Here is a 15,619-nt window from a genome sequence, read left to right on the forward strand (position 1 = left end):
GCCGAAGGAGTACCGTCATGCCCATTTCCCGGATCGCCAGAATCGGCGTGCTCGCAGCGGCCGCCGCGACCGCGGTCAGCCTCGACTCCGCTGTTCCCGCATCAGCGACCGAAATACCCATTCCGATCTCCTACTCGGTAACAGGAAGCACGGTCGTGAAGAAGACCGGAAGCACCCTCGACCTCGGCCCCGGAAGTCTCGCCGGAAATCTCCTGGTCGACGATCAAACCGGAGCCGTCGGTCTCAACGCCAATCTGCAATTGCCGCCGGCCACCGCGCACATTTCGCTGCTCGCGGGCGGCTTCAAGATCAAGGCGAAGGTCACCGTCACCCCGACCGCACCCGCTACTGGCACCCTCGCGAACGGCACCCTCACCACTCACGAAACCGCGAACATGGAGATCAGCGACATCTGGGCGGGCCCGATCGTGCCGGTCTTCCCGGTCCCGACCGTGCCCGGCAGCTGCACGACCGTCAAGCCAATCGACCTGACCCTGACCGCGGCGAACGTCGACATCACCAAGCCGATCACGCTCACCGGGAATTACACCATCCCGGACTTCAAGAACTGCTTCATCGCCGACCTCGCGCTCGGCGCACTGGTGTCCGGACCGGACAACACCATCTCGCTGACCTTGACCTCCAAGAACTGATCAACCACCCGAAAACGGAGTGCCGGAAAGCGTTTCCGGCACTCCATTTTTGCATATCCGGCCTGAGCACAATTGTCATGCTCACACGAAACGCCGATACTGTTTACGCGGCCGATGACAAAAGAATCGGTCCAGTCGCCGACTCGCGGACAAGGCGCTGACCAGGGTTGTTGCCGACTGAACTCGCGGGTAACCTTGGGCTCGCGGCCGGTATTGCTCACCGAGCCGATCCCCGTTCCCGAAAACCTGGTCCGGAACGGAATCCGCGGAAACCTCCGTCCCCACTGCGCAGGATCGCCGCGAAAACTGCAGTCCGATCTAAGGAGAATGGTATGCCCCGGCTCAGCAAACTGTCCACGGGCGTGGTGACCGGCGTCGCGGTAGGCGCGATCGCGGTCCTCACCGCAGGCACGGCCTCGGCCGCCACCGCGACCTACCAGGCCGGCCCCGCGAACTACAGCTGCACGTTCCCGGCCATCCCGGCACAGAACGTGGCGATCACCGCGCAGTTCGGCGGCCCGGACACGATCCCCGTCAACGGCACCACGACGCCGTCCAATGTTTCCGGCACCGCGACCATCACCGCGCTGGTCCACGCGCTGCTCACCGCCGCGGGATACGACGGAATCCGCGGCACCGCCGACGTCCCGATCACCGTCGACAACGGTTCGCTCTCCCCGTCGGACGCCTCCGGCCTGCAGATCCCGGAGCAGATCTACCCGGCGGGCGGCGCGATCACGGTGAACATCGCCCAGACCTCGACGTCGTCGATCCCGACCTACACGGCGCCGAGCACCCCCGGCACGGTGACGTTCGGCCTCGACACGGGACTCTCCGCGCAACTCGAGTTCCACAAGGCGTCAGACGGCAGCTGGACCCCGTGGACCATGCAGTGCAGCGCCCCGTCGGGCACCAGCTTCAGCCCCTCGGGCACCATTTCCTGACCCATTCCGGCGGAGGGGCGGCCGAGTGCCGCCCCTCCGCCGTCGTATCCAGGACCGGCGCAGCCAACCAGAAGACCAGCTCCCGCCCGGCCGTGTGCCCCGGTCTGGCACCTGAGAACCGCTTCCCGTCGTGACACGGAGAAGCGCCTTCCTCAGCATGCGGGCAACGATCCGCTGGTGCGGCGAACGAGAAACCGGTTCAACGCCCGAGCTTCCCAGCGCACCGGAAACCGGCTCCGTTCAACGTCCGGCAACCGGCTCGACCCGAGACGAACAGTCGTGACCCCGTTCCAGCGCACCGGAAACGCGGCCCTGCACCCTCGCCGCCTGGCGCTTCACCGACGGCAGCGGATCGACAGATCCGTGATCACCAGGTTGTACTCGTAGCCCGCCGACGCACCGGTGACCGGCCCGCACACCGGCGGTTTCGGCACCGTCGCCTGGCTGTAAGTGTTGTTGCCCCAGAGGACCATCGACCCGTCCGCCTTGACCACCAGGTTGTGGTTCCACCCCGCATCAATGGCGACAACCCCGCTCTTGGCCGCCGCGGGGACCTCGGTCTGGCCGTCGTTGTCGTGCCCCCAGGCGATCACTCCGCCGTCTTTCAGCGCGAGGCCGTGCTCATACCCGGCCGAAATCGCAGTCACCCCGGACCGCGCCGCCTCGGGAACCGTCGCCTGGCCGAAAGTGTTGCTGCCCCAGGCGAATACGGAGCCGTTCTTCAGTACGAGGCTGTAATCCCCGCCCGCCGAGATCGCGCTGACGCCGGACTGCGCGAAGTCCGGAACGTCCGACCGGTTCCCCCAGCTGACCACCCGGCCGTCCGCCAGCAACGCGAGACTGTGCACCGCACTGGTGGAAATCGCCGTGACCCCGCTGGAGACCGACGCGGGAAGCTCCGTCTGGCCGTACCAGTCGTTCCCCCACGCATACACCTTGCCGTTCTTGAGTCCAAGGCCGTGCGTCCAGCCCGCAGCGATCTGGCTGGTGCCCGACGACAGTTCCGCCGGCACTTCGCTTTCGCCGAAATTGTTGTCGCCCCAGGCGAGCACGGCACCGTTCTTGAGCGCCATCGCGAACTCTCCTCCGGCCGAAACCGCGGAGAGACCCGAGGTCAGGGCCGGTGGCATGGGCGAGGGCGCTTTTTGCGTCCCCCACTGGTAAAGCCCGCCCGCGGCGGTCAATTGCGGCACGTTCGCCGCGCCGGCCGCACTGCCTGCCTCCCGCTGCGCTCCCGCCGCATTCGGTCGCGTCGGCTGCGGCGCCGACGTCGCGGCTGCCGGACCGCTCGACGAGGTCCCTGCGCCCACTACGACGACCGCGAAGACCGCCGTCGCTGCCTTGCGCCATCTCCGGCGTCCGGCCGCCATCGCAGCTCCTTCCTCCGTGCTTCCCGCAGAGATGTTCCCAGTCCCGCGGCCTGCGCGGGGAACGCGCGAATTCTTTGTCAGTTTCCGATGAAAAACCGGCTCCAGACTAGCTCCCGGCCATAAGAAAACCCTTTTCCCGCAACGGAAAACGACCGTCCGCCACCCATGCTTGCGCACCGGCGAAACTCACCGGTAACTTCGCTCGGAACCCATTTTCCGGACCGCAGGGCGAGGAGGTACACGATGCCGAACCCACGCGGGCGCTCCGCCCGCCGCCGCCCAGCTTCCCTCGCCCTTGCAGTACTCGGCGCACTGTCGATCGGCACCGGCGCCCTCACCGGCGTCAGCTCCGCCTCGACCGAGACACCCACCCCCGCCGCACCGCCCCCGTTGTCAGCCAGCGAACAGAGTGTCAGCAAGGACATCGTCCTCGACTGCCCGTTCGCCGCCCCCGCCGGCTCGCAGCAGATCACCCTCACCGTCTCCGCGACCGTGCCCGCGACGGTGCCGGTCGGGTCCGCGCTGAAATTCCGTTCCCTGACCGCGTCTTTCACGCTTCCGCGCGCCGTCGCCGTCCAGCTGGCACCAGATGCCCCAGACGGTATCCGCGGCGGCCTGACCCTCGACCTCACCGCGCGCCAAGGCGACAAGAGCACCGCGATCCCCGCTCCGTTCACGATCGCCGCGACCCCGTTGCCGCCGGCCGGCGACGTGAAGCTCACCGCGACCGCGGACCTGCCGGAACAGGCAATTACCGTCCCCGGCAAGGTCAGCTTCGACGTCGGAGCCCCGACCATCGCGGTGAAACCGGCTGCCGACGGCGCCACCGAGACCGCACCGGTCGCCTGCACCCTTCTTCCCGACCAGACCACCACCCTCGTGTCGATCCTCGCCACCGGAGCGCCCACGACTGCCCCGAAGAAGCCGGCTGAGCCGAGCACCGCGCCGTCGCCGCCGCCTTCATCCCGCCGCGACGCGGCTTCGCCGCAGGACGACCCTCCTTTCCCGCTCATCACCCCGCTCGACTACGTCCAGGTCGCGGCGACTTCGTCCGTCTACCGGCTGGGCGCGACCGTCGCCAGCGCCCGGACCGGGGTGCTCAACGGAACCTGGACGGTGCTGCTCATCCCGCCCGACTATCTCCAGCACGACCCGAGCACGATCAGCGGAAACGTCGGCTTCCGCCCGGTCGACGCGACGTTCCTCGGCTTCGGCTTCGTTCCGGTGACCGCCACCGTCGAGTTCCTGCCCGTCGACTACCGCAACTCCAAGCTGATCGAGTTCACCGGCAAGCTCGTCCTCTCCGGCGATTTCCTGACCACTCACATTCAGGTCATGGCCCGGATGAGCAACGCCAGAATCAACGGCGTGCCGCTTGACCTCGGCCCGGACTGCGTCACCGCCAAGCCGATCTCGCTCAGCCTGTCCGGTGCGTACAGCGCCTTGAAGGGCGGCATCCTCAGCACGGACCCGAACTCGCCCGACCCCGACTACCGGGGTTTCGCCCTGCCGCCGTTCGTCCACTGCGGAACCGCCGAACCGCTCAGCCCGCTGCTCACCGGCATGGCCTCCACCACGACGAACGTCAACCAGGCCAAGGTCGTCAACGTCAACTTCGGCTCCTGCCCCGCCAAAGACTATCCGGATCACACCAAGTGCAAGCCCATCCCCAGCACACCGCCTCCTGGCTGAGACCGAACACCGCACCGACCCGCCGGAACGGTCTTCGGTCCAGGTTCCGCCAGCCCGCCGAAGACCGGGCATCACCGGTTTCGCTCCGCTGCTTCACCCGGTGGTCGCCAACCACGAACCCGGCGGCCCGGCCCCGGCACCCGCACCGGTCGCCGCTCGTCCAGCAGCATCGCGGCACGCGGCCGATCGGTCATCCGCTCGCCCGAGAGGGAGCCGCCAGCACCGGAATGCGCGGCACGCTCAGACCATGACAATCCAGCCAAGCGCGCACCGCCACGAAGGCAACGTCAGTGAAGGGAGGAAATCTGTGCCGTCATCAGTCAGGAAATTATGCGTGGCAACAACCGCGTTAGCCGCCACCGTATTGACTGGATCCCCACCGGCCTCAGCCGCCGGCGGAACGGAGTACACACTCGAAGCGGATCAGCCGGTGCGACTGTCGTGCCTGCTAGGCCCGCTCGGGCCCGAGCCCGCCCAGATCACGGCGCACTTCACGGGACCAGCGTCTGCCGGACGGGGAGACACCGTCACGTTGACGGAGTTCGGCGGAACCCTCACCCTTACCGGGTTCGTCAGCGCAATCCTCCAAGCCGCAGGAATCGACGGACTACGAGGCGCCGCGGACGGACACACCTTCGACTTGTCGCTGTCGGCCTCCGCGGGCTCGCTGTCGCCGCCTTCTGTCACCGGGTTCACGATCCCCAAAACCGCTACCTCGGCAGGCAAGGGAAACGACCCCATCGCGCTGCCGATCGTGCCGACTGCCTCGTCGGCCGTCTCCTACACCGCTCCCGGTAATCCCGGAAGCATCTCCTTCTCAACTACCGGAAACGTCCCCGGCATCGACGACTTCACCTTTCGCCTGCAAACCCACTACAAAAGTTCTGGCTGGCAAGACCTTCTGGTGCAGTGCCATCCGACAGCCGAAATACCCGACTTCTCTCCCAGCCTGACGATCTTGTGAAACCGCGAAGGGTCGTCGCAAGCCAAGCCGAACGCCCCTAGGCCGCCAACGTCTACCGGCGCTTATCGCACACTGCTCCAGTCTCACCCGCAAACCACACAAGATTCGCCATTGAGCGGCTACGTTGGCTGCTACCAGCGATTCCGACGCTGTCCGTCCTGGTGTTCGCCGGGTTGCGTTCCCTCCCCGCCGGGCCCTCTGCTCGAGACAAAGCGACCCCGGAAATACTGGCGAACCTGAATCACCTGCCCGACCTTGGACCGGACGAATTTTCGAGCGAAGTCGGCCGACGGCTGGCGGGCACCATATTCGCCCCGGCGAGAGGCTGCGGCCAAGACAGCCCCGAACGTGGCCGATCGTCCGCGGCCGCGCGCAAGACCAGTTCCATTTCGAACCGCGCGGCTGGATCGCGCAGCAGCTCGCCGAAGGTCGCCTGCAATTGGCGCATCCGGTACCGCACCGTCTGCGGGTGAACTTGCAGGCGTTCGGCGATCTCGACCACGTTCCCCTGACTGTCGAGCCAAGCGCGCAGCGTTTCGAGAAGACGCTCCTGTTGCTTGTCGGTCATGTCCGCCAAGGGGGCGAAAAGGCGGGTGCGGAGGAGGTCGGTGAGCGCGCCATCCGAGTGCACCAGCAAGGAAGCGAGATGTTCCTCCGCGCGGAGCACCCGCTCACCAGGGATTCGCCCCCGATCGGCGAGAACCAGCGTCCGGCGTGCCCAGCGCAGGGAATCAGCGAGGCTCGCCAACGGCACACACGGCCCGACGGACAGTCGGCAATTCGGCAGTGCAGCCTGAAGTGTCGCCAGCCGCGCGCCATTGACCGCGCCGGGCACGACGATGCACGGCTCGGCGGAGTCCAGTTCCGCCAGGACGTCCGAGTCCAACGTCGCGTGCCGACGAGCCCTGCCGTTCAGCGGCGATTGGACGGCAATCGGCGACGCCTGCTCCGGCACGGCCCATCCGGTCAGCTGGGCCAGCTCCGCGATCGCCTTCGGCGGAGCGGCCGGGACCTCCAGCAGGACGCCGAGCAACCGTCGCCGCCAAGTGTCCAATGCGCCGGCGGTGCGAGCTTTCGCCTCTAAATAGCCATCCAGTGCGACCGACGCCAGTTCGTCCATGAACGCCAACATCGCGTCAGCCAGCTGCGACATCACCGCCGACGAAAGGCCAGCCCGCCGTCCGACGCGCATGATCCGGCGCCACGACACGCGCGCGCCGACCCGGTAGGCCGACTGCAGAGTGTCGAGGCTCCGCCCTTCCCGCATCTCGTTCTGCCCGAGCCGATGGTGCACCTCGTGCGACTGTTCCTTCGACGCCCGCGGGTCGGCGATCTGCGCGACGAACAACGTGATCGCATACTCGACGCCCGCGCGGATCGATCTCCCATACGGACCGTCGAGCGGCCGCGCGTAGGCGGGAATCGTCGCGCGGATTTCGTCGACGATCTCGGCGGACAGGCTCGCCAGCTCGGGCCGCAGGATCTCGGCGAGTTTGCGCGGCAGCGCAGCCGACGGCACAGCGTGATCGAGTCCCCGCTCCACCGACATCGCAGCTCCTTCGCTCCGCCCCGGTTCCCCGACCGCGCCGCGGCGCCGCCGGAAGCCCCCGCATCCATTGAGGGGTGACACCCGACACATCGAAAAACCAACGCCAAACGTGTCACCACTCCCCGAAGAAACCGATTTCTTGTCACGTTCGTGACAAGTTCACGAGGTCGGAGGGGCACATCGCGACAACACACCACCAGGTGCGCTACGCGATGCCTGCAAACGGGCGAACCTGGACACCTGCCTTCAGCGGGGGCCCGCCGGGTCGCCAAAACGACCACAGAGCGTCACGCGGCAAAGCCCACGGCCCTCTTGTAACATGTACTTGATACAAGAGGGAGGGGTCCACGATGCAACTCGACTCGGCGCTCGCCGTCGCGGGCATTACCGGCCTGTTCGGGCTGATCATCCTCGTCGTGTTGTGGCCAGGCGAGAAACAAGGCGCTCGGCTGCTCGCGAAATGGGGCGTGCGGAACCCGACTGCCGACCAGGTGCCGGTAGCCGTGCGCTATCTGCGCCGTCGTCGATTCTGGTATCCGTGGCTGTTCCTCGGTCTCCCCCTCATCCCGGGCGCGACGAATCTCGTCGGAGAACGGACAGCGAACTCGCTCGTGTTCGTGGTGCTGCTCGGCGGGCTCGCCGCCGAAATCCTCGCTCAGCGTCCCTCGCGGGAACCCCGCAGGGAAGCCGTGCTGGCACCACGCGCCGTGCTCGATTTCGCTCCGTTGTGGACGGTCATCGTCTCCGGGCTGGCCACTGTCGCCGCCGTCGTGCATCTCGCCGTTTTGCGGCAATGGGGCCCGCTGGCGGTGACTGTCGGCGCGGCGGCGGTGTCGTGGATCATCGTGCTCCTCGCGGTGCGGCGTCCGGCCGCCGGCGACCCGGAAGTCGACCAGGCACTGCGCGTGCGCAGCGCCCGCGTCGCTCTCGGGCTCGGCACCGGAACGGCTGCCACCCTCGGCTGGACAGTCGGCGACCTCGCCTCGTTCCTCGCGTTCGTGGCCACCGTCGCCGCGTTCCTCGCGATCGTCGGCCCGCCGCCCAAGCAGCGCGCGACAACCACGGCAGCGCGGTAGATGCCGCTGCGAGTAGTGGTCGACGCCGAAAGCGGGGTTCCGCCCTGGCGTCAGGTGCACGACCAGATCATCCGCGCGATCACGACCGGCTCCCTCGTCCGGGACGCCCGTCTGCCGCCGATCCGTCAGCTTTCAAGGGACCTCGGACTCGCCTCCGGGACCGTCGCCCGCGTGTATCGCGAGCTCGAGGCCGCCGGCTGGGTCACCACCGCACGAGCACGCGGAACCGTCGTGACCGGCCCGGCCGAACGACCGGATCCGGGCACGCTGCTTCTCAACGCGGCCGTCGAATACGCCCGGCACAGCCGGGAACTCGGGGTCGCGCCGGACGAAGCCGTCGACGCCGTGCGCGTGGCTTTGGCGAGCCTGGACGCACCGTCGCGGTGAATCCCGGCGATCGTCCGGCCGGCGTGGTTTTCGCCGTTCTGTGAACCGTCTTCCGCACGGTCTCGGGCACACCTCCTTCTTGCCCGTGCGTTCCCGTGGTCCATTCACCGGACGAGGCGCGGATCCCGCCGCCTCGGCGCGGAGGTTCAGCCCTCCATCAGCACCCTCCCCACCGCGGCCAGCACGGGTTCCAGCGCGGCGACTTCCGTGCCGACGCATTCCGTGATGCCCGCACCGACGACCTCCATTCCGGAAAGCCCGTCGATTGCGTCAACCAATTCAGCGATCGTGAGCCCGCCGGGCTCCGGATAATTCACTCCGGGGAACTCGCCGGGATCAAGAATGTCCAAATCCACATGCAGATAAACGCGGTCGGCTCCGGCGGTGTTCAGCGCTCCGGCGACATCGTCGGAGCGCACGGCGAGGCCGCCGGCAATGGCTTCCTCTTCCGCGGGATCGAGCGAGCGGGCGCCGAACAGCACCGCTCGGCCGCGTTCGATCGCCGGACTCGCGGCGAACTCCTTGTCGCCCTCGCCGAGCAACGACCGCAGCACCATGCCGTGATACGCGCCCGACGGCGAGGAATCCGCTGTGTTCAAGTCCGCGTGCGCGTCGAACCACGCGACGCCAAGCGTTGCGCCGTAACGGAAACGCGCGACGCCGACCGGGACCAGCTCAACGCCGCAGTCGCCGCCGATCGTGAGCACCGGGCCTTCCGGCGCTTCGAGCGCAGCGAGCTGCAACTGCCGGTTCGTGCCCGTGAGCACGGACCGGTTGGCTATCCCGGCGACGACGTCGGACGCCGCTGCGTCCTGGCGTACGTGGTGCACCGGCTTGCCGAGCACGTGCCCGGCCAGTTCGGAAAGTGCGCGGCAGCCCTCGATCAGCCCCTTCGCCCCGGGGCTGATCGCGCCCTGCCATTGCGGCACCGCGTTGATCAGCATGCATCGACGCTAGCGCGAACACCCCGGAAAAAGCGAGCCGTAAATGGTGCGAGGGGTCCCTTCGCTCCGTTTTGGAGCGAAGGGACCCCTCACACAGGAAAAAGTGGCGCGGGAGCCGGTTATTCGAGGACGATGAGAAGGTCTCCGCCCTCGACCTGCTGAACGGAGGTGATTGCCAGCCGACCGACTTTGCCCGCCGCCGAAGCGGTGATCGACGCTTCCATCTTCATGGCTTCGATCGTCGCCACGGTCGCCCCTGCCGCCACCTGGTCGCCTTCGGCCACCTGCAGCGTCACCACGCCCGCGAACGGCGCGGCGATCTGCTTCGGGTTGCCCTTCTCGGCCTTTTCGGTGGCCGGGATGTCCGAGGCGATGGACCGGTCCCGGATCTGGATCGGCCGGAGCTGGCCGTTGAGCGTGGACATGACGGTCCGCATGCCGCGTTCGTCTGCCTCGCCGATGGCTTCCAGCTCGATGAGCAGCCGGACGCCGGGCTCGAGGTCCACCGAGTACTCCTCACCCGGGCGCAGACCGTAGAAAAAGTCCTTGCTCGGGAGCACACTGGTGTCGCCGTAGGCGTCGCGGTGCGCGAGGAATTCCTTGGTGGGCCCGGGGAACAGCAGCCGGTTCAGCGCGCCGCGGCGGTTGTCGGCGAGTTCCTTGTGGTCCTCTTCGGACAGTTCGGCGACCGGTTTGGCCGCCGAACGGCCTTCGAGCGCCTTGGTGCGGAACGGTTCCGGCCAGCCGCCGGGCGGGTCGCCCAGTTCGCCGCGCAGGAAGCCGATCACCGAGTCCGGGATGTCGAACTTGTTCGGCTCCGCCTCGAAGTCCGCCGGGGAAACGCCGGCGCCGACGAGGTGCAGCGCGAGGTCGCCGACCACCTTGGACGAAGGCGTGACCTTCACGAGGTGGCCGAGGATCTTGTCCGCCGCGGCGTACATGGCTTCGATGTCCTCGAACCGGTCGCCGAGGCCCAGCGCGATCGCCTGCGTGCGCAGGTTGGAGAGCTGGCCGCCGGGGATCTCGTGGTCGTAGACGCGCCCGGTGGGCGACGCGAGACCAGCCTCGAACGGGGCGTAGATCTTGCGGACGCTCTCCCAGTACGGCTCCAGGTCGCCGATCGCGTGCAGGTCGAGGCCGGTGCTGCGATCGGAGTGGTCGGTGGCCGCGACGATCGAGCCGAGCGACGGCTGCGACGTGGTGCCCGCCATCGACGACACGGCGCCGTCCACCGCGTCGGCGCCTGCCTGGATCGCGGCCAGGTAGGTGGCGAGCTGACCGCCGGCGGTGTCGTGCGTGTGGATGTGCACCGGAAGGTCGAATTCCTTGCGCAGCGCGGTCACCAGCCGAGCCGCGGCGGGCGCGCGGAGCAGGCCGGCCATGTCCTTGATGGCCAGCACGTGCGCCCCGGCTCCGACGATCTGCTCGGCGAGCTTGAGGTAGTAGTCGAGCGTGTAGAGCTTTTCGTTCGGATCCGACAGATCGGAGGTGTAGCAGAGCGCGACTTCGGCGACCGCGGTGCCGGTGGCGCGAACGGCTTCGATGGCCGGCCGCATCTGCTCGACGTCGTTGAGCGCGTCGAAGATGCGGAAGATGTCGATGCCGGTCGCGGTGGCCTCCTCGACGAAGGCCGTGGTGACCTCGGTCGGGTAAGGCGTGTAGCCCACGGTGTTACGACCGCGCAGAAGCATCTGCAGGCAGATGTTCGGTACGGCCTTGCGCAGCTGCTCCAGGCGTTCCCACGGGTCCTCGGCGAGGAATCGCAGCGCGACGTCGTAGGTCGCGCCGCCCCAGCACTCCAGGGACAGCAGCTGAGGCACCGTCGCGGCGACGACCGGGGCGACGGCGAGCAGATCCTTCGTCCGGACGCGCGTCGCGAGCAGCGACTGGTGCGCGTCGCGGAAGGTGGTGTCGGTGACGCCGAGCTGCGGAGTTTCCCGCAGCCAGCGCGCGAATCCCTCCGGCCCGAGTTGGGTCAGCTTCTGCTTGGAGCCGTCCGGCGGGACGAGATCCGCGGGCAGCTTCGGCAGCTTCGTCGCGGCCTCGGGAGTGCGCGGACGCTCGCCGTGCGGACGGTTCACCGTCTGGTCGGCGAGGTAGGTCAGCAGGCGCGTGCCGCGGTCGGCGGAGTGCCGTGCGGTCAGCAGGTGCGGCCGTTCCTCGATGAACGACGTGGTGACGTTGCCCTCGCGGAAGTCCGGGTCGTCCAGCACCGCCTGGAGGAACGGGATGTTCGTCGCCACGCCGCGGATCCGGAACTCGGCGACCGCGCGGCGGGCGCGGCCGACCGCGGTGCGGAAATCGCGGCCGCGGCAGGTGAGTTTCACCAGCAGCGAGTCGAAGTGGGCGCTGATCTCGGTGCCGGAGAACGCGGTTCCGCCGTCGAGCCGGATACCCGAGCCGCCCGGCGAGCGGTAGGCGCTGATCATGCCGATGTCCGGCCGGAAACCGTTGGCCGGGTCCTCGGTCGTGATGCGGCACTGGAGCGCGGCGCCGCGCAGGTAGATCTTGTCCTGCGACAGGCCGAGGTCGGCGAGGGTTTCCCCGGAGGCGATCCGCAGCTGGGACTGCACGAGGTCGACGTCGGTGACCTCTTCGGTGACCGTGTGCTCGACCTGGATGCGCGGGTTCATCTCGATGAACACGTGCTTGCCTTCGCGGTCCAGCAGGAATTCGACGGTGCCCGCGTTGCGGTAGCCGATCTGCCGGGCGAATTTCACGGCGTCGGCGCAGATGCGGTCGCGCAGTTCCGGGTCGAGGTTCGGGGCGGGGGCCAGCTCGACGACCTTCTGGTGGCGGCGCTGCACCGAACAGTCGCGCTCGAAGAGGTGGATCACGTTGCCCTCGCCGTCGGCGAGGATCTGGACCTCGATGTGCCGCGGTTCGACCACGGCCTTCTCCAGGAACACGGTCGGGTCGCCGAACGCGGATTCGGCCTCGCGCGCGGCGGCCTCGATCGACTCGCGCAGCTGAGCAGGGTCCTCGACGCGGCGCATGCCCCGGCCGCCGCCGCCGGCGACCGCCTTGACGAACACCGGGAAGCCGAGTTCGTCGGCCGCCGCGACCAGTTCGTCGACGTTGCTGGACGGCTCCGACGAGCCGAGCACCGGGACGCCGGCCTCGCGCGCCGCCTTGACCGCGCGCGCCTTGTTGCCCGTCAGTTCGAGGATTTCGGCGCTCGGGCCGACGAAGGTGATCCCCGCTTCTTCGCAGGCCATGGCCAGGTCGGGGTTCTCCGACAGGAAGCCATAGCCCGGATAGACCGCGTCCGCGCCCGCCTTCTTGGCGGCCTTGACGATCTCCTCGACCGACAGATAGGCGCGGACCGGATGGCCCGGTTCGCCGATCTCGTAGGCCTCGTCGGCCTTCAGCCGGTGCAGCGAGTTGCGGTCTTCGTGCGGAAACACGGCGACTGTGCCCGCGCCCAGTTCGTAACCTGCGCGGAACGCCCGGATCGCGATTTCGCCGCGATTGGCCACCAGCACTTTGCGGAACATGCCCGGTCCTTCCCTTTTCGGATCGGTATCGAAGGCACGTTACCCGGTTCGTCCCGCGGTGCGGGAGCCGTAGTCCAAGTGATGGACATCATGCACGCCGACCTGCATGCATGATGCTGGTCGGGCCGCGGTGCCGCAACCGTCAGGGCGTTCCCGCAGGCAGTGTGCACAGCAGCCGATTCGCGGTTCCGGAGGGCGCATTCTTGACCACGTTCTGCGTTGCGTCCTGCACAATTGCTTCGCCGACCGCATTGGGCGCGGCGTCGGGATGTGCGGACCGGTAGAGGGTCACCGCGCCAGCGGCCACCGCGGCGGCCATCGCTGTGCCGGACAAGGTCCCGACATCGGCTGTTCCGGCGATCGGCGCGGGAATGTCGACGCCTGGGGCGTACAGGTCGAGCGACGTGCCGAAGTTCGAGAACGGCGCGACCTGGTCCTGGACGTCGGTCGCGCCGACGGTGAGCGCTTCCGGCACTCGCGCGGGCGAGGTCTGACTGGCGTCGGTGCTGCCCTCCCCCGCCGGAAGCACGATCGGCATCACGGCGGCGACTCCCTTGACCGCGTTGTCGAGCTGCTCGTTGGGCACGCCGCCGATGCCCAGCACCGCGACCGCTGGTTGGTGTGCGTTCTGGGCGACCCAGTTCAGCCCGGCGATGATCGTGTCGGTCGCGCCGCCGCCTGCCTTGTCGAGCACTCGGACCGGGAAGATCTGCGCGCCTTTGGCGACGCCGTAGCTGTGTCCCGCAACGATTCCCGCGACGCGGGTGCCATGGCCGTTGGTGTCCGACGTGTCCGTGCCGGTGGTGAGGAAATCCTTGCCGGGCAGGACCCGGCCCTGCAGATCCGGGTGTTTGGCGTCGACGCCGCTGTCGATCACGTAGACGGTGACGCCGGAGCCGTCCGAGTCGTAGTGGTACTTCTGATCGAGGCCGGTTCGCTGGTCGATCCGGTCGAGCGCCCAGCTCGGCGGGTTGTCCTGCGTCCCGCTCGCCGCCAGCGCGGCCGGTTGCACCCCGGCGACCAGCAGGAATGTCAGAGTTGCCGAAAAAAGGCCACGCGCCGCTCGGTTCCGCATGCCTGCGGTCGTATCCCGGTGGCCATTCGGCGGCAACTCGACGTCACACGATGGGCTGGTCCGAGTCCAGCAGCCGCCCGCCCCGACACACTGATAGGTAAAAGGCAAGGGGGGGGGACGATGCACGGCACCTATCTCGCAGTTAAGAGGCAAACCGCTGTCCGACCGACGCGTTTCGCCGCTTCGTGGCCAACGGTTGACCGGCTGAGAGCTTTAGCCGCTAGCCGGCCAACAGTTGGCAGACCGACAATTACTTCGCCGCCGGGACGTGCGCGCTCACCGACATCGTCGGCAAGTAGACCAGCGCGTCGAAGGCTTGCACGACATCGACCTTCGTGAACATGTGCGCGTGCCGCACGCTCGACGGTCCGGTCAGGCCCTGCGCCCGGTCTTGCCGCAAATCGACCACGCACGGATCCGCGCCGGCCAATGCCGCTTCGACACTGCCCTCGGCGGGCGGCTCCAACTCCTGTGCGTAGACCCGGAAGCCGAGCCGCTCGCTCTCGTCCGGTTCGAGGCCGGTGGTCGTACCGGTGCCCGCAGTCAGGCCGAGCGCGAAGTAGTCGTCGCCGAACTCCTCGGCGAGGTGTGTGCCCGCGGAAGGGAACGTCATGGTCGGCATAGCGGCGAACGGCACTCGCTGCAGGTGTCCGTTGTGGACCATCATCACGATCTTCTCACCTTCGCCGTACAGCTTGCGAAGCAGCTTCACGGTTGCGGCCATGTACGTGTCGCGAGACGACCCCTGGAGCGACGGTGCCGTTCCCGACATCATGGCGCTCAACTCGCGCAGGTACGCGTCAACGCGAAGCGCGCCGACCGCGTGGTGCTCGGCGATCGCATACCGGGTTGGCTCGCTCCGTTGCCGATAAACTGGCGAAAGAGAACGAAGGTGCGCAACGAGCGTCGTCAATGCAGCCGTGGCCGCGTCCCGGTCCGCGGCGGTCATTGCCGCGTAACGGCCAGGCGCGACCGCGCTGCTGACCGCCGAGTACGGCTCGGACGCGGCGATCGCGGCGTCGACCAGCGGCAGAACCTCCGGATCGACCTCCTCCACGAAGCCGCGGACAATCTTCAACGCCGGCTGCGGCGAACCGCTCGAACTGGGCAGGTCGAGTCCGGAAAACCGGACGCCGCCGTGGCTGCGCATCCACGTCAGCATCTCGTGCACCTCGGCCGACTCGCCGAGGGAGAAGGTGAATCCTTCTCGCGCGACCTCGTCGACGGTGCCGGGAGCGCCGTCGAGCCACTGCTGCACCAGGTCGCCCTCGGCGAAGCCCGATTCGAAGCCGAGCACCGTGAACCCGTGGTCCTCGACGAGGCGGCGGAGCAACCGGTCGCGGAGTTCGCCGAACTCGCGGATGTGGTGGTTGTTCTCGCCGATCGCGACGATGCGCGCGTCGCCGATGAGGCCGGTGATCGAGGCGACGTCGCCGTCCAGCGGCGAACGGGTGCTCAGCGGTGTCAT

The 15,619-nt window shown here is 68.0% G+C and carries 12 protein-coding genes; 6 read left to right on the plus strand and 6 right to left on the minus strand.

Translation table 11 applies throughout. The annotated features are described in order from the left end of the window. The first annotated feature begins 17 nt into the window (after positions 1–17). Entirely contained in the window at positions 18–653 is a 636-nt protein-coding gene (locus FKO37_RS40900) for a hypothetical protein (protein ID WP_238607882.1), read from the plus strand. A 332-nt stretch (positions 654–985) separates the two neighbouring features. Further along, complete coding sequence (locus tag FKO37_RS40905; protein WP_238607883.1) at positions 986–1,597, plus strand: DUF6801 domain-containing protein; 612 nt, start codon at positions 986–988, stop codon at positions 1,595–1,597. A gap of 335 nt (positions 1,598–1,932) precedes the next feature. On the opposite strand, the gene FKO37_RS40910 is transcribed toward FKO37_RS40905, so the two are convergent. Continuing rightward, complete coding sequence (locus FKO37_RS40910; RefSeq protein ID WP_238607884.1) at positions 1,933–2,967, minus strand: hypothetical protein; 1,035 nt, start codon at positions 2,965–2,967, stop codon at positions 1,933–1,935. A 243-nt stretch (positions 2,968–3,210) separates the two neighbouring features. On the opposite strand from FKO37_RS40910, the gene FKO37_RS40915 reads away from it, so the two are divergent. Further along, positions 3,211–4,659, plus strand: coding sequence for a DUF6801 domain-containing protein (locus FKO37_RS40915; RefSeq protein ID WP_205670068.1), 1,449 nt, complete (start codon positions 3,211–3,213; stop codon positions 4,657–4,659). A gap of 532 nt (positions 4,660–5,191) precedes the next feature. Further along, positions 5,192–5,623 carry a hypothetical protein gene (locus FKO37_RS40920; RefSeq protein WP_238607885.1) on the plus strand — a complete coding sequence of 144 codons (432 nt, stop codon included), beginning with the start codon at positions 5,192–5,194 and terminating at the stop codon, positions 5,621–5,623. Between the two features lie 241 nt (positions 5,624–5,864). On the opposite strand, the gene FKO37_RS40925 is transcribed toward FKO37_RS40920, so the two are convergent. After that, on the minus strand, positions 5,865–7,172 hold the full coding sequence (locus FKO37_RS40925; RefSeq protein WP_238607886.1) for a CdaR family transcriptional regulator: 1,308 nt from the start codon (positions 7,170–7,172) through the stop codon (positions 5,865–5,867). 350 nt (positions 7,173–7,522) lie between these two features. On the opposite strand from FKO37_RS40925, the gene FKO37_RS40930 reads away from it, so the two are divergent. Then, a complete protein-coding gene (locus tag FKO37_RS40930) occupies positions 7,523–8,248 on the plus strand; it encodes a hypothetical protein (protein ID WP_037811688.1) in 726 nt (241 codons plus the stop codon). Beyond that, on the plus strand, positions 8,249–8,635 hold the full coding sequence (locus tag FKO37_RS40935) for a GntR family transcriptional regulator (RefSeq protein WP_134665521.1): 387 nt from the start codon (positions 8,249–8,251) through the stop codon (positions 8,633–8,635). 146 nt (positions 8,636–8,781) lie between these two features. On the opposite strand, the gene FKO37_RS40940 is transcribed toward FKO37_RS40935, so the two are convergent. The 4 genes from FKO37_RS40940 to FKO37_RS40955 all read right to left on the minus strand — a co-directional run bounded on the left by FKO37_RS40940 (position 8,782) and on the right by FKO37_RS40955 (position 15,619). Next, on the minus strand, positions 8,782–9,579 hold the full coding sequence (locus tag FKO37_RS40940) for an arginase family protein (protein WP_238607887.1): 798 nt from the start codon (positions 9,577–9,579) through the stop codon (positions 8,782–8,784). 119 nt (positions 9,580–9,698) lie between these two features. After that, positions 9,699–13,076 (minus strand): pyruvate carboxylase, encoded by a 3,378-nt coding sequence (locus FKO37_RS40945; RefSeq protein ID WP_134727847.1) that lies wholly within the window; start codon positions 13,074–13,076, stop codon positions 9,699–9,701. Between the two features lie 142 nt (positions 13,077–13,218). Further along, complete coding sequence (locus FKO37_RS40950; RefSeq protein ID WP_107051010.1) at positions 13,219–14,151, minus strand: S8 family peptidase; 933 nt, start codon at positions 14,149–14,151, stop codon at positions 13,219–13,221. Between the two features lie 250 nt (positions 14,152–14,401). After that, entirely contained in the window at positions 14,402–15,619 is a 1,218-nt protein-coding gene (locus FKO37_RS40955) for an erythromycin esterase family protein (RefSeq protein ID WP_238607888.1), read from the minus strand.

This window comes from Amycolatopsis sp. Poz14 (assembly GCF_006704225.1).
Lineage (GTDB): Bacteria > Actinomycetota > Actinomycetes > Mycobacteriales > Pseudonocardiaceae > Amycolatopsis > Amycolatopsis nivea.